The organism is Kitasatospora sp. NPDC091257 (assembly GCF_044757675.1).
Classification (GTDB): Bacteria; Actinomycetota; Actinomycetes; order Streptomycetales; family Streptomycetaceae; genus Kitasatospora; species Kitasatospora lactacystinica.
This window is the reverse complement of the sequence record NZ_JBIVVI010000041.1, coordinates 2,369-16,797: the sequence shown is the minus strand read 5'-3', so window position 1 is coordinate 16,797 and position 14,429 is coordinate 2,369. Positions and strand designations below refer to the sequence as shown.

General features: G+C 73.7%; 12 protein-coding genes, 1 tRNA gene and 2 pseudogenes. 5 read left to right on the top strand and 10 right to left on the bottom strand.

Features of this window, described 5'->3' with window-relative positions; all coding sequences use genetic code 11:
• Window positions 1-1,526, top strand: a 1,526-nt coding sequence (locus ACIQOV_RS03575; protein ID WP_401044395.1) for an MFS transporter, incomplete at its 5' end; no start/stop codon positions are given.
• 89 nt (window positions 1,527-1,615) lie between these two features.
• Here ACIQOV_RS03575 and ACIQOV_RS03570 read toward each other — a convergent pair.
• The 7 genes from ACIQOV_RS03570 to ACIQOV_RS03540 all read right to left on the bottom strand — a co-directional run bounded on the left by ACIQOV_RS03570 (window position 1,616) and on the right by ACIQOV_RS03540 (window position 9,055).
• Entirely contained in the window at window positions 1,616-2,587 is a 972-nt protein-coding gene (locus ACIQOV_RS03570) for a RimK family alpha-L-glutamate ligase (RefSeq protein WP_401044392.1), read from the bottom strand.
• A 65-nt stretch (window positions 2,588-2,652) separates the two neighbouring features.
• The gene (locus ACIQOV_RS03565) at window positions 2,653-3,300 is read right to left on the bottom strand and encodes a methyltransferase (RefSeq protein WP_380547010.1); all 648 of its coding nucleotides are present in this window, start codon (window positions 3,298-3,300) and stop codon (window positions 2,653-2,655) included.
• A gap of 28 nt (window positions 3,301-3,328) precedes the next feature.
• Complete coding sequence (locus ACIQOV_RS03560) at window positions 3,329-4,663, bottom strand: hypothetical protein (RefSeq protein WP_401044389.1); 1,335 nt, start codon at window positions 4,661-4,663, stop codon at window positions 3,329-3,331.
• Window positions 4,660-5,841 carry a hypothetical protein gene (locus tag ACIQOV_RS03555; protein ID WP_401044386.1) on the bottom strand — a complete coding sequence of 394 codons (1,182 nt, stop codon included), beginning with the start codon at window positions 5,839-5,841 and terminating at the stop codon, window positions 4,660-4,662. The genes ACIQOV_RS03560 and ACIQOV_RS03555 overlap by 4 nt, the downstream gene beginning before the upstream one ends.
• Before the next feature lie 103 nt (window positions 5,842-5,944).
• On the bottom strand, window positions 5,945-7,303 hold the full coding sequence (locus ACIQOV_RS03550; RefSeq protein WP_401044383.1) for a DUF6002 family protein: 1,359 nt from the start codon (window positions 7,301-7,303) through the stop codon (window positions 5,945-5,947).
• Between the two features lie 834 nt (window positions 7,304-8,137).
• Window positions 8,138-8,210, bottom strand: a tRNA-Lys gene (locus tag ACIQOV_RS03545).
• 47 nt (window positions 8,211-8,257) lie between these two features.
• Window positions 8,258-9,055 carry a DNA polymerase beta superfamily protein gene (locus ACIQOV_RS03540; RefSeq protein ID WP_380547004.1) on the bottom strand — a complete coding sequence of 266 codons (798 nt, stop codon included), beginning with the start codon at window positions 9,053-9,055 and terminating at the stop codon, window positions 8,258-8,260.
• A gap of 125 nt (window positions 9,056-9,180) precedes the next feature.
• Between ACIQOV_RS03540 and ACIQOV_RS03535 the strand changes: the two genes are divergently transcribed.
• Entirely contained in the window at window positions 9,181-9,942 is a 762-nt protein-coding gene (locus ACIQOV_RS03535; RefSeq protein WP_380547003.1) for an SDR family oxidoreductase, read from the top strand.
• 111 nt (window positions 9,943-10,053) lie between these two features.
• Complete coding sequence (locus tag ACIQOV_RS03530; RefSeq protein ID WP_380547001.1) at window positions 10,054-10,749, top strand: tyrosine-protein phosphatase; 696 nt, start codon at window positions 10,054-10,056, stop codon at window positions 10,747-10,749.
• Between the two features lie 7 nt (window positions 10,750-10,756).
• Here ACIQOV_RS03530 and ACIQOV_RS03525 read toward each other — a convergent pair.
• Window positions 10,757-11,215 (bottom strand): annotated as a pseudogene (locus ACIQOV_RS03525) (RICIN domain-containing protein); the annotation flags it as partial.
• A 101-nt stretch (window positions 11,216-11,316) separates the two neighbouring features.
• Here ACIQOV_RS03525 and ACIQOV_RS03520 point away from each other — a divergent pair.
• Entirely contained in the window at window positions 11,317-12,411 is a 1,095-nt protein-coding gene (locus ACIQOV_RS03520; protein ID WP_401044378.1) for a hypothetical protein, read from the top strand.
• A gap of 122 nt (window positions 12,412-12,533) precedes the next feature.
• Window positions 12,534-12,869, top strand: a complete 336-nt coding sequence (locus ACIQOV_RS03515) for a hypothetical protein (RefSeq protein WP_401044375.1) — start codon at window positions 12,534-12,536, stop codon at window positions 12,867-12,869.
• A gap of 15 nt (window positions 12,870-12,884) precedes the next feature.
• Here the strand turns inward: ACIQOV_RS03515 and ACIQOV_RS03510 are convergent, their stop codons facing one another.
• Together ACIQOV_RS03510 and ACIQOV_RS03505 are read right to left on the bottom strand one after the other, a co-directional pair.
• Complete coding sequence (locus tag ACIQOV_RS03510; RefSeq protein WP_401044373.1) at window positions 12,885-13,712, bottom strand: TIGR02452 family protein; 828 nt, start codon at window positions 13,710-13,712, stop codon at window positions 12,885-12,887.
• A gap of 187 nt (window positions 13,713-13,899) precedes the next feature.
• Window positions 13,900-14,429, bottom strand: a pseudogene (locus ACIQOV_RS03505) (RNA helicase); the annotation flags it as partial.

Sequence of the window (14,429 nt, the reverse complement as noted above, 5' to 3'; positions counted from 1 at the left end):
CCGATCTCCCTCGGCTCAGGTCGACACCCACCCGGCCACCGGCCCGGCTCCGGGTGTCGACCGTTTTTCTCGGCCGCCCGCCCCACCGAGGCGGCACCGCGGCACACCGGACCGACGACGCCCGGCGCGACCTGTCGAATCGTCAGATCCCGGTCCGGCGCGAGGAGATCACCCGCCGCCCGGGCCGCACCACGCCGCCACCAGCACCACTCACCGCCACCGCCACCGCCACCGCCACCGCCACCGCCACCGCCACCGAAGGAACGGAAACCGATCACGAGATGTCAACCGCGCAGGCGATCCCCCTCCGCCGCATCGAGGGGTTCCGCAACTTCTGGCTCTCCCGCGCCGTTTCCGGCCTCGGGTCCGCCATCACCACCGTGGCGCTCCCCGTCCTGGTCTTCCAGGAGAGCGGGTCGCCGCTGCTGGTCTCCCTGGTCGCGGCCGCCGGAACGCTGCCCTACCTGGCCTTCGGCCTGATCGCGGGCGCCGTCGCGGACCGCGTGGACCGCCGCACCCTGATGATCGCCACCGACTGGCTCAACGCCCTCTGCCTCGCCACCGTGCCCCTGGCCTGGGCCCTGGGGGCGCTGACGGCATGGCACGTCATGCTGGTGGCGTTCCTGTCCGCCGGCCTCGCCCTGTTCTTCGACGCGGGCGTCTACGGCTTCGTCCCCGACATCGTCGGGAAGGAGGGCCTGACCCAGGCCAACAGCGCCCTCTACGGGGCGGAGACCGTCGTCCGGATCGTCGGCAACGCCGTGGCGGGCGGCCTCATCGCGCTGTTCCGCCCGGCCGGCACGCTCGCCCTCGACGCCCTGAGCTTCGCCGTGTCGGCGCTGTTCATCAGGGCGGTCGTCAACGTCGCGCCGCGGACCGCCACCCCGGGCACCGAGCGACCGGGCTTCAAGGAATCCATAGGCCAGGGGCTGCGGTTCCTGGCGGGCCACCCCACGCTGCGGATCATGACCGTGGTCGGCACCCTCCAGTCGTTCTCCGGCGGCGCCATCGTCGGCCAGCTGGTCGTCTTCGCCGACCGCGCGCTGGGCATCCACGGCTCCGACGGACGGATCGGCCTGCTCTACATGGCCTGGAGCGCCGGCGGCATCGGCGGCTCCCTGCTGCTGCCCCGGCTGCGGCGGCGCTTCGAGGCCTTCCCGCTGCTCCTCGGCGTGCTGCCGGTCGGGGCGCTGCTCGGCCTCGTCGTCGTCCTCACCTCCAACTGGCTGGTCGCGCTGGTGGCCCTGGCCGTGTGGGGAACGGCGTACCTCGTCGTCCTGGTGAACACGATGACCTACTCCCAGGAGGTGACGCCGCCCGAGCTCCAGGGCCGCGTCAACACCACCCGCCGGATGCTGTCCTCGGGCCTGGGCGTCCCGCTCGGCGCACTGGTGGCCAGCAGCATCACCGTCTCCGTCGGCATCCAGGCCGGGATGGCCACGGCGGTGGCCTCGATCGCGCTCGCGGCCGCGATCGTCTGGACGGTCCGGCTGCGCCGGGCGTTCGGCCCGGCCACCCGGGCCTGAGAGCCGGTCCGAACGACGGGCAGGGCCCGTACCGCGCCCGCTCTGTCGGGCGGCTGCGGCACGGGCCCGCGGACCGGACCGTCCCGGGCTCAGCGGCCGGGCGGCTTCCCCTCGAAGCGTCGGCCTATCCAGCCGAAGAAGGCGTCGGCGACCCTGCCGAGTTCCGGCTCGGGCATCACCGTGAAGCCGCCGTGAGCGGTGCTCCACTCGTTGAGGACCGGACCGGAGTCCGTCATCAGCCAGTCCACGCAGATCCACTCGGCCCGCAGGTCGCGGGCGATGCGGGCGCACTGGTCCGCGACCTGGTCGTGGTCCCGGTTCACCTCCACGGACCCGCCCTGGCTGACGCTCGCCAGGTAGCCGCCGGGGCGGGGGCGGCGGGTCAGCGAGGAGACGACCTCGCCGTCGGCCATGAAGACGCGCATGTCGCCGGAGTGCGGGATCAGCGGCTGCACCAGGTACCCGCCGACGGCCTGGGCGACGAGGTCGATCACCGCGCCGAGCTGCTGCTCGGAGTCGACCCGCAGCACGCCGTAACCGCCGGTCAGTTCACGGGGCTTGACGATGTAGGGGCCGTCGCCGAGCCCGCGCCGCACCTCCCCGAGCACCCGCCGGGCGTACCTGCCGGGCGGCACGGCGACGGTGTCCGCGGTCCGGATGCCCAGGCCGGCGGCGTGCTGGAGCTGCGCGAGCTTGTCGCGCTCCAGGTAGTCGGGGCCGGTGTACGAGCGGTTGAGCAGGACGGAGTCGCTCGCCTCGATGGTGCGGTAGACGGCCCGCAGCGCCTGGAGGCCCTGCGGGTCGGTGGCCATGTCCTCGACGATGAAGCACTGCCGCCGCTCCAGCAGGTCCTCGTCGCCGTGGCGCAGGACCGGCCTGCCACCCACGCAGGACGGCACCAGTTCGGTGGCGCTGATCACCCGGAAGTCGAGGCCGCGGGGCCGGGAGAGCGCCGAGTAGCGCCGGGTGATGCCCCGTTCGAACGCCTCGACCCCCGCGGGGTCGAGGTCCTCGGACTGGTAGATCCAGGTGATCACGGGATTCATCATGGGACGCGGCATGATGCGCTCTCCTCGCGCTGTGGTGTCCGGTGGTCGGCGTGGAACGGATGCCCGGAGCGGGGGCCTCAGGACGTCCGGGACTCGGGCAGCCGGGACCAGAGGAAGTAGTAGTCCTCGCGGCCCTCGCCGCATCCGAAGGCGCCGACGACCTCCAGGCCGGCCTTCCCGACCATCTCCGTGAAGTCCTCCGGGGCGGAGAACCGGTGGTTCTCCTGGATGAGGACCGAGCCGCCGGGCCGCAGCCGCTCGGCCGCCGCGTCGTAGAAGGCACCGTGGATGGCCCAGTCGGTGTCCTTCCAGATCAGCGGCGAGTGGGAACGCTGGTAGTCCGAGGCGGCCGCGTCCTGGTTGACGTGCGGCGGGTTGCCGACCATCAGGTCCCAGCGGAGGTCCGCCGGCACGTCGTCGAAGCCGTCGGAGAGGTGGAAGCGGGCGCGGCCGCGCAGACCGTTCTCGGCGATGGTCCGCTCGACCGCGTCCCCGGCGGCGGGGTTCACGTCGCCCAGGTCGACCGAATCGCACAGGCCGGCCGCCAGCAGGGAGAAACCGATGAACCCGGGGCCGGCGCACCACTCGAAGACCGATCCGACCCGGCCGAACCGGGACCGGACGAACGGCTCGTACGCCCGGCCGAAGGTGTTGCCGCCGCCGTCGAGTTCGGCCGTGTAGGACACGGACACCGGGCCGTAGTCGGCACGCGAGTAGGTCGTCATGTCGTCCTCCTGGGGAGAGTCGCGGGGGTCAGCGGAGCGCGAACGCCACGTTCGACAGGGCTCCGTGGCCGTGGATGCTGACCACGCCGTCCCGGTCGGGCGGGAGGTAGCGCACCATGCAGCCGGCGGCCCGCCCGTCGAACAGGAAGGGGCTGAAGACCGGCACCACCTCGGCCTGGTGGCTGCCGGATCCGTCCGGACCGGCGAACTCCATCCGGTACGGCACGGGTTCCACCCACTCCTGGACGATGTGGTCCCGCGCCGCGGCGGCCGCGGTCACCGCCGCCCGCCAGGCCCGCGGCGGGCACGAACGGCCCACCAGGACGCGCTGCCCGCTCATCCCGACGGCGGGCTTCAGCACGAACTCCTCCTGGCGCTCCAGGAGCAGTTCCGGGAGCGGCACGGTCCGGCCGTGCCGCTCGACGGGCCGGTCCCCGACCACGCGGGTCCACGGCAGGTAGCGCTCGACGGTCCGCCGGTCCCGGTCCGTCATCCACGGCCGCCCCTCGGACACCCAGCCGAGCACCTTCTTGTTGGCGATCAGGTACGCGGTCTGGCTCGCGATCAACCGCACGCCGGCGTCCAGGGCCGTCCGCACCGGCCCGAGGTCGATGCCGTGGCCGAGCCATTCGAGGATCGTGAAGTGGCGCAGTCCGAGCCGGTAGCGAGGTTCTCCCGGCAGCCCGAGTCCGTCGAGCAGGTCCTCCGGCTCGAACGTCTCGGCCGCCAGGCCGCGGCGGCGCAGCGACTCCTCCTGGATCTCGAAGTAGCGGCTGGGGGGACCGCCGAAGTCCCGGAGCGTGCCGACGATCGCGACCGCGGGCTCGACGCCCAGGGCCCGGACGGCGTGCACGAAGAGCTCGTCGCGCACCGCGAGCGGATCGACCGCGTCGAAGGGCATCCGCTCCGGGCCGCCGAACGCCGCCACCCACGCGGCGGTGTGCAGTGCCGTGTCCACCACCCCGCCGATGCCGGAGCCGATGTTGAACTCCAGGAATTTGGGGCCGGAGGCGCCCACCATGACGTCGGGCCGGGCGATGCAGGTGGCGTAGTCCTCCTCGGCCGGGCCGTCCATGACGAGGGGGTACATCCGCTCGTCGGCACCGAGCGCGGCGATCCGGCCGGCCGCCGTCGGAGCGCGCTCCAGCAGCGTGCGGCGCAGCAGCGCCAGCAGGTCCGCGGTGGCGGTGAACAGCTCGTCGTAGGAGGAACGCGGCAGCATGACGGGCCGCAGGGACGACGCGACCGGCACCACCCGGGCGTACTCGCCGTCCTCCACCCGGGCCAGTTCCCGCTGGACGGCGGGCAGTTCGAGCCGGTTGTCGAGCGGCGGCGGTGCGGTGCCGTACCACGGGGCGGTCATCTGCGGGCCCTTCCGGCGGGCCCGCGCGCCGCGCCGGCGAGGAATTCGTCGAGGTCCACCTCGCGCACCCCCGCCACTCCCGGGGACTTGGCGGAGTAGTCGAGCCGGGGGGCGCGCCGCGCGTCGCGGAAGTAGACCGCCTCCAGGGTCCCGTCCGCCCTCTCGGCCAGGACCGGATTGGCGACCAGGTAGTCCCGCACCTCCGGCGTGTCGGCGCGGACCTGCAGCCAGAGCCGCTTGGCGCCGAAGTGGTTGGGCGGCGGCAGCACACTGGTGCCGAACCGCCGCTTCCACTGGTAGGTGCCCTTGCTGACGAAGGGTTCGGTGCCCTGGAAGTCGAGGCGGCGCACGCCGTGGCGGGCGCACCAGTCGATGAGGAAGTGGTAGATCGCCTTGAAGGCGCCGCTGTCGTAGTGCTCCCGCGCGCCGTCGACCACGCCCAGCAGGCGCAGGGTCATCGTCCCCGATGCCCGGTCCCAGTGGCAGAGCGCTCCGCCGATCGGTTCGCCGTCCTGCCGCAGGACGAACATCCGGCCGCCGCGGAAGAGGCACTCGTAGGAGACGTCCTTGGTCTCGGTGCGCTCCCGGTCCCCGTGGCGCTGGAACATGGTGGGGCGGTAGAGCCGGTCGTAGAAGTGGTCGAACCACGCCGGGTCCCGGCTGAGCCCCCAGGTCCAGGCGTGGTCGCGCAGGTCGTGCTTGAACTGCTGGCGCTCGCGCTTGGAGATGCGCTGCCGGACGGTGTCGGGGTCCGCGTCGAAGTCGATCACGAAGTGCACCCGCATCGGCACGATGAGGGAGGCCTCGCGCGGCAGCGCGCGGGCCCGCTCGGCGCTCGTACCGACGATGACGATGTCCGCGTCGGGCAGCCGGGCGGGGTCCCGGAGGGCGGCTCCGGTGAGCCGGCCGGTCCGGCGCCGGACGCCGTGGACGTCGGCGTCGCGTCGGAGCTCGGTGAACTCCAGGGTGTACGCGAGGCCTTCGGCGAGGCCCGCGTAGCTCACCGACAGTCCCCCGGCCTCCGAGCGGACGGCCGGGAAGCCGGCCCCGTCCCGGGTGTCCCAGGCGGTCCGTGCGGTGGTCAGGACCCGGTTGCCGCTGTTGCGCCAGTGGTAACCGGTGTGCATGCGCAGCCGCTGGTGCGGCGTGGCGCGCGGGGGCGGGACGGCAGGGACCACGGGGCTATCACCTCGGCGGGTCGTCGGTGGCGAGCGGGGCGGCGGTGGCGAGCGGGGCGGTCGCGGAGCGGTGTGGTCGCGGAGCGGGGCCCCGCGCGAGCGGTCAGGCGGAGGGCGTGGCGTCCAGCACCACGCGCCGCAGGTCCTCGGCGGTGCTCACCGGGTGCAGGTCCCGGACGGTGAGGTGGCCGTAGTCCGTCGCCGAGTAGCTGCCGGAGCCGTGCACGAGGATGTCGGTCTCGGGCACCAGCCCCCGGTCGACGGCGTTGAGCAGGCCCGTCATCGCCATCACCAGGGACCACTCGCGCAGCGCGGTGGGGTTCGCGGGCAGCCGCACGCCGGCCTCCCCGAGCAGCGAGCGCACCTGCCCGTAGCGGCCGAGGCACTCCGCGAGCGAGACGACGATGCCGCCGCCGCCCTGGGTGCGGATGAGTTCGTTCATCCGGGGCGAGGTGGGCGGGTTGCGGGTGTAGAAGGTCGGGTCGAGGGTCTCCCGCGGATCGAAGGTCTGCGCGGGGTACCGCGGGTCGGCGCTCTGCGTGAACAGTCCCGTCCCCGCGTCGTAGGAGTACGCCGGGAGGTTCCCGGTGTCGGTGGAGCCCTCGTTGTACAGGCTGAGCACCATGTCGGGAGCGCCCAGGTGCTGCACCAGGAAGTAGTGCGGCGGCAGGGTCCGGGAGCGGACGTCCGCGGGGAGCCGGCTGCGGCCGTGGGCGTGGCCGAGCAGCCCGTAGGCGCTGGAGACCGAGTGCACGTGCAGCCGGGCCTCGCCGGGCGCCGAGGGGAACAGGTCGGCCTCGGCCAGCGCCCTGACCACGTCCGCCGCCAGGTAGTTCTCCAGCTGGAGGGTGTACCAGAGGTTGGTCTCGCACTCCTTCTCCAGAGCGCTCCGGTGTTCGTCGACCAGCCCGAGGGCGATGGCCTTCACGGTGCCGGGATCCTCGCCCCCGTACACCGCGATCGGGTTGCGCGCCCGCAGCCCGGGGTCGGTGAACAGCTCGGAGCTGCGCAGCTTGGCCACCGCCCCCTCGGGGACCACCGTGATGACGTTGAGCCGGTCGGCGTCCACCAGACCGGTCCGGACGGCCCGGAGCACCGCGTCGCGCATGGCGATGGCCTTGTTGGCGGAGGAGGGCGTGACGATGGTGACCCGCCGGCCGGTGTCCTGGACGAAGCGGACCGCCCTGGCCACGATGACCAGCGAGGCGAAGGTCTTGGTCGTCATGGTGGCCGGGTTGCGCGTGAGGTCGAGCAGCGCGAGGTTCCGGCCCCGGTACGACGGCATGGCCTCGTGGCCGAGGCCGGAGACCGCGAGGTACTCGCGCATGGCCTCGGTGAGTTCGGGCAGTTCGACGCCCGGCGTGAAACCTTCGGCGTCGGCCTTCTCCGGGCCGCCCAGGAGGTCCCGCAGGACTGAACGGATCTCTTCGTAGTACCGGACGAGAGCGTTGTCGAGAATCACTTTTCCTGCCTCTTTCCACCGGAGATCGAATCCGCCCGCGCGCCTGCACGGTCGTGCTCGCGCAGGTCGGTGACGGCCGTCAGGGAAACCGAGAAAGTGGGCCGCGACCCTGGTCATGACGAAAGACAAACCCAGTGCACACAACATCGACACACCATGCCGATCGCGGCCCCCGGGCACCGCGCGGAACCCGGCGAATTCCAGGACCGAAAGCGGGTCGGACTCCTCCGCCGGCTCGACCCCACCCGTTGAGCCTTCGCGTCCGCGAAACCTCTCAACCCCGGATGATTCGGTGAAATTTTGTGCGGACGGGTGATACGGCAGCTGCTTGTCGAGAGTATTGATTCATTGACCGTCCCCGGTCAACGACCCTTCGGTGTGACGCAGGTTACATCGCGTCCATTTCGCTACGACATTGCCCCCCGTTCACCCCTCTTGCGGGACAAACGACCATCTGTGGAGCAATTTCCCCCGATCCGGACCTCACCTGGCGCAAGGGATTCAGGGAGCCGGACAGCCCGGGTGAAATTGCCGCACCTTGGGGGCTGTTCGTCCGGATGTCCGAGAATTCATGGTCCGCATGGACACGAACTGTCCTGTGGACTCCTTTCCGCGACGACCTCGCCGATGATCCGGCCCGGCCCTTCGGGACCCGGCCGCCGGAGCCGCCGAGCACCGCCTCCGCCGGGTCGCCGAACGACGGAACTCCCGCCGCGGCCCCGCCGGATGACACGTCGCCCGCGGCGCCCCGCCCTGCACCGCGCCGATACCGTGCCGATCACGACGAAGGGCGCCCTCCCCGAAGGGAGGACGCCCGGACTCGCCTCGACCACGTGGGCCACCAGGGGCTCGAACCCTGAACCTACGGATTAAAAGTCCGCAGCTCTGCCAATTGAGCTAGTGGCCCGCGGCCCCAGCTCGCCCGGATGCCCGGGCGGAAGGACCACGGCGATCCTACCCGGTGGGGCCCAGGGCTCCGCCAGTGGATTGCGCGGGCGTGCCGGGCTCGTGGAGCGGGACTTGAGGCGGGGTGTAGTGAACGGCGCGGACCCGGCGGAGCCAGGCCTCGACGGGGCGCTGGTCGGGGGCGGTGGGCAGGACACCGCGGCCGGCCAGCCGGTCGGCGGCGTCGGCGAGCAGACCCTCCGCGAGGGCGGGGCGGTCGGCGATGCGTTCGCCGAGTTCGCGGATGCGTTCGGGGTCGGGCAGCCGGATCAGGTTGCGGCCGGTCTCGTGCAGGCGGACGGCCTGCTCGACCAGCCGGACCAGGTGCCGGGCGTGCTTGGCGGCCCGGCGGCGGGCGGCCGGGTCGGCGGTGTCGCGGGTCAACAGCTTGCGGAACTGCTGGTCGGCGTAGCCGAGGTAGGCCTTCCGCACGGCCGGAGCGCTGAGGAAGGCCGCGCGCAGGCCGACCAGTTCGTCGCCGAGCGGGGTGCGGACCTCGTACAGCTCGTCCGGCAGCCAGACCAGTTCGGAGGCGGTCGGGTTGCAACCCAGCGCCAGTCGGCACCACTTGGCGGCCTCGTGCAGGGTGACGTCGGGCGCGGTGGTGACGTGGGACTCGGCCGGGCGGTGCAGGCCGTGCAACTCCTCGGTGGGGGTGGCGAACAGGCCCAGCCGGTCGAGGTCGGAGCCGGCGTGGGCGAAGCCGTACGCGGTGGAGCCGACGATGCCCGAGAGCAGCACCGTGCCGGGAACAGAGGCGACACCGGGAACAGAGGCGACGCCGGGAACGGCGGTCGTGGTGGACATCGGCGGACTCCTCTCGGACGGACGGGCGGGCACCACATCCTCGTCCGGGCATCCTCGCCGAGCGGGCCGCGCCGGGCGAGCGAATTCCGGTCCGGGCCGCCCGGCCGCCGGGTAGCGTTCGGTCCATGTCGACCACTCCCACCGACGAGGTCCTGATCGTCACCGGCGCCGGCCGCGGCATCGGAGCCGCCACCGCCCTGCTGGCCGCCCGCCGCGGCTACCGGGTCTGCGTCAACTACCGTACGGACGAGGCCTCGGCGACCGCCGTGGTGGACGCCATCCGGGCCGGCGGCGGCACCGCCCTCGCGGTCCGCGCCGACGTCACCCGCACCGCCGAGGTGGAGCGGCTGTTCACCACCGTGGACGACGAGCTCGGCCCGCTCACCGGGCTGGTGAACAACGCCGGCACGCTGGAGAAGCAGTGTCGGCTGGAGGAGATCGACGAGGACCGGCTGACCCGGATCTGGGCCGCCAACATCACCGGCCCGTTCCTGTGCGCGGCCCAGGCCGTCCGCCGGATGTCCACCCGGCACGGCGGGCGGGGCGGCGCCATCGTCAACGTCGGCTCGGCCGCCTCCCGGATCGGCTCGCCGAACGAGTACGTCGACTACGCGGCCGCCAAGGGCGCGGTGGACTCGATGACCCGCGGCCTCGCCCTGGAGGTCGCCGCCGAGGGCATCCGGGTCAACGCGGTGCGGCCGGGGCTGATCCACACCGACATCCACGCGCTCGGCGGCGAGCCCGGCCGGGTCGACCGGGTCGCGCCCGGCCTGCCGATGGGGCGCGGCGGGCAGCCGGAGGAGGTCGCCGAGGCGATCCTCTTCCTGCTCTCCCCGGCGGCCTCGTACACCACCGGGGCGTTCCTGGAGGTCTCGGGCGGGCGCTGAGCAGCCGGTCGCCCACCGGCGGGGGCCGGTTTCGGACGGTGTCCTCCCGCCGGGCCGCCGACGTCGCACTCCTCCTTCCTCCCGCCCGCGCCCGCCCGTACCGTGGTGGCCATGACCGACGCCTTCATCGACATCCCCGGTGTGCGCAACTTCCGTGACGCGGGCGGGATCGGCGCCCTCCGCCGGGGCGTGCTGTACCGCTCCGGGTCCTTCCACACCCTCACCGAGGAGGGCGCCCGGCGGCTCAAGGCCCTCGGCCTGCGGACGGTCTTCGACCTGCGCAGCGCGTACGAGCTGGAGGCCTGGCCGGACCAGCGGCACTGCCTCGACCACGAGACCCTCGGTCTGCCGACCCTTCCCCCGCACCCCGAGGACGCCGACCGGCCCTGGCCCGAGGACCAGGCCGCCCTCTACCCCTTCATGGCCTCGACGGCCGGCCCTTCGCTCGCCGCCGTCGTCCGCCGCCTCGCCGCTCCGGACGCGCTGGCCGCCGTCGTCCACTGCGCCGTCGGCAAGGACCGCACCGGGCTCACCATCGCCGTCCTCCAGTCCCTGCTGGGCGCCTCCGAGGCCGAGATCACCGCCGACTTCCTGCTCTCCAACATCGGCCTCGGCCTCGACAAGGGCCCCACCCCGTACCTCGACGAGACCGGCACCGAGCGCCTCTCCCGCCCGGTCGACGCCGAGCTCCTGGTCTCCTCCCTGGCCTGGATCCACGACCACCACGGCACGATCCCCGACTACCTCCGCCACCACGGCACGACGGACGCCGAACTCGACGCCGCCCGCGCCAACCTCGCGGACTGACGGGCCTTCAGCCCTCCCGGCGCTCGAAGCGCCACCACTGGGCCGGGGCGTCGACGTCCTCGCTCTGGTGGACGTCGGCCTCCGGGGCGTCACCCGCCGTCAGGGGCTTGCCGCTGATGAAACTGGTGACCGTGTAGGTGCCCGGGGCGTCCACGTGGGCCTCCAGCAGCCACTCCTGGGCACCGAAGGCGTTGGCCGACCACTGCTGGATCCGGACGCCGTCGTCCGTCGAGGCGCCGGTGACGTCCAGGCGCTTGCCGCTGCCGGCGTTCTCGATGTGGAACAGCGCGCCGCCCGGGTGGACGGCGGCGAGGCGCCAGAGCTGGGCGTCACTGCCGTCGTCCGCGCCGAGGACGATCCGGGCACCGCTGCGCCGGGAGGCGTCGGCGACCTGCAGCAGCAGGCCGCTCCCGACGTTGCGGACCAGGTAGTTGCCGTCGGTGATCTCGGAGTCCGTCACGGTCGAAGTCTGCCACCGGGCACCGACAGGGGCCCGCGTACGGCCCGGGCGGGCCGGGGCGCGGAGGAGTTTCCGCCGGACCGGCTCCGCCCCCTATGCTGCGGCGAATGTCCACCGAGCAGATACCGTCGCACCGTCAACAGCCCACCTTCTCCGAAGCCGTGGCCGCCCTGGAGGCCGTGGTCGCGGCCGGGGACGACGAGCGGTTCGGGCCCGCCCTCGGGCTGGTCGGCGGGCTGTTCGGCACGGCCGACCCGGCGGAGCAGGCAGCTGCCGGTCCCCGGCTGGCCGCCCTGCTGCCGGACGCCCCGCCGTTCCCCCGGGCGCACCTGGCCATGGTGGTGGGCGCCTGCGTGGAGCACGGCGCCGACCCGGTCGCCTGCTCCGGCCCGGTGCTGGCCGGACTGCGCGGGGCGCTGACCGGCGCGCAGCTGCTGGTGCGGCGCTGGGTCTCCACCGGCGGTGGCCCGCTGCCCGGCGCGGAGGAGGACGATCCGGCCGAGGCGCACGAGCGGATCGCCGACCCGGCGCACCTGGACGAGTGGCACGCCCACCTGGCCGTGGTCGCCTGGTGGACGCTGCACCTGTGGCAGCAGGCGGCCTGGGCGGTGTACGCGCACCCGGAGGTCCGGGCCGAGGCCCGCGCCTCGGGCGTGACCGAGGTGATCCTGGAGCTGTTCGACCGCTACCAGGGCGAGCAGCACGACTTCAAGGGCCTGGTCCACCTGGCGCTGATGCTGGACGACGAGCCGCTGCTGGTGCTCGACCGCCCCACCGGCACCGGCTACCTGCTGCGGATGAGCGGCCTGAGCGACACCTTCCAGCTGCACACCCTGCTCGCCGACGTGCTGATCGGCGGCGGTCACCTGCCCGGCACCCCGCAGGACCGGGAGGTGGTGGCACTGGCCCGGACGGCGTTCCTGGACGGCCGCCGGGTGGTCGCCACCGGCGCCTTCAACCTGGTCGCCCCGGACGGCTCCTGGGTGTGGAACGAGGGGACGCCGAGCGACATCCCGGTGGTGGACGGCGTGCGCACCCTGGTGCTGGAGCCGCTGCCGTACGAGCGGAGCTGGTCGGCCGGGCGGTTCATCCAGGAGGTCCCGGGCGACCTGCGGCTGGAGCGGGTGCTCGACCCGGCGGAGGCCGCCCGCCGGCTGGCCGCCACGGTGCCGGGGCAGACGCCCGCGGAGGCGTTCCGGTAGGAGGCCCGGCGGCGCTCCGGTGGACGGCGCTGCCGGCGCTCCGGCGGGAGGCCCCGGCGGCCCCGTTCGTTCACCGGGTTATGGTCGGAAAACGACACAGCCCCCCACGAGTGGAGTCGACGATGGCGAAGGTCCCGAACGTGTTCACGGCCGCCGCGCCCGCCGCGCTGACCGCGGCGAGCGGTCTGGTCGGCGGTTACGGCGTCGCCCGGTGGAGCGGCCGGCGCGAACTGGGCGGCGCGGTGCTGGCGGCGGCCGGTGCCGGGGCCGCCGCGCAGTGGCGCCGCAGCGCGGGTGCGGGCACCGCGGCGGCGCTGACCGGCCTGTACGTGGCGGCCTTCGGCGGCTCGCACCCACTGGCGAAGCGGATCGGCGCCTGGCCGTCCGTCTTCGCCGTCACCGGTGTGGTCGCGGCGGCCTCCACGGCCGCCACGGCGCTCGCCGCCCGCCGGAAGTAGCCGACCACCGGACGGTCACCCCGCGGTGAACCGGGCTTCGAAGGCGGCCCGGTTCGCCGAGACCGGCGAGCGGTCCCAGACCGCGAACACCACCTGATCGAAGGCCGCCCCGTACCGGGCCAGCGCCCCCTCGAAGGCCTCGGCGACCTGCGCCGGGTCGTTGCGGAACACCCCGCAGCCCCAGGCCCCGAGCACCAGCGCGCGCACCTCGTGCCGGGCCGCCGCCGCGAGCACCCGCACGGCCCGCTCGGCGAGCACGCCCCGGACGTCCGCACCGGCCGAACGCCGTTCCAGCTGCCCGGCGTTGGGCGCGGGCGAGGTCAGGAAGGTGACGGGGTACGGCTGCGCCAGCAGCTCTCCGCGCCCGTCCCGGATCACCGGCACCGCCGGCGAGACGATCACCCGGTGGCTGTACCGGAGGTCGGTGGAGGCCCGGTGCGCCTCGTAGTAGTCCGGCGCCTCCAGCAGGCAGCTGTACAGCAGCGCGCTGCGGCACAGGTCCTCCTCCTGGGCGCGGGCGCCGCGCAGGTAGCCGCCGCCGGGGTTGCGCGCGGAGGCGAAGTTCAGCACCCCGACCGGCCCCGCCCCGGCCCCGACCAGTCGGCGGGCGGCCTGGATGCTGCCCTCGGCCGTCACCTCGATCCGTCCGGCCGCCGGCCCCGGCCCGCGGTCGCCCGCCGCCAGCAGCGCGTCCAGCCGCTCCGGCGCGTAGGACACCGTGCCGGCCCGCGCCGCCCCCAACTCCTCCCCCACCTGCACGAGTTCGCCCCCGGCCGTCCGGTAGCTCCCCCGCTCGGCGATCTCCTCGTTCGCTCGCGCCACATCGTGCAGTCTGCTGCTCATGGCCGCGACGCTACGGGACCGCGGCGCCCGCGCGCCACAGGTTATTCTCACTCCCAGAACAACATCCCGGGGGCCGGCGCGGGGGAACGCGAGGCAGCCGGGGAAACACGAAGGGCCCGCTCCGGGGGACGGAGCGGGCCCTTCGTACGTTCAGCCGGGCCGGCGGTCGACTACCGCCGGTGCGGCGTCAGTTCTTCCAGCGCGGCTTGCGGTCGTCGCGGTCGAACCCGCCCGGGCGACGGTCCTCGCGGTCACGGCCGGCACCGAAGCCGCCGCGGTCACGGTTGAAGCCACCGCGGTCGGACTGCGGACGGCCGCCGGAGCGGTGGTCGTCGCGGCGCGCGAACGGACGGCTGCTGCCGCCGCGCTCGTCGCGGTCACGGCCGAAGGCCGGGCGGTCGCCGAAGGAACGGGCCGGACGGTCGCCGAAGGAGCGGCCGCCGCGGTCGTCGCGGTCACGGTTGAAGCCGCCGCCACGGTTGTCACGGTCACCGAAGCCGCCGGAACGGCCGCCGCGGTCGTCGCGGTCACGGTTGAAGCCGCCGCCACGGTTGTCACGGTCACCGAAGCCACCGGAACGGCCACCGCGGTCGTCACGGTTGAAGCCGCCGGAACGGCCGCCGCGGTCGTCGCGGTCACGGTTGAAGCCGCCGCCACGGTTGTCACGGTCACCGAAGCCACCGGAACGGCCACCGCGGTCGTCACGGTTGAAGCCGC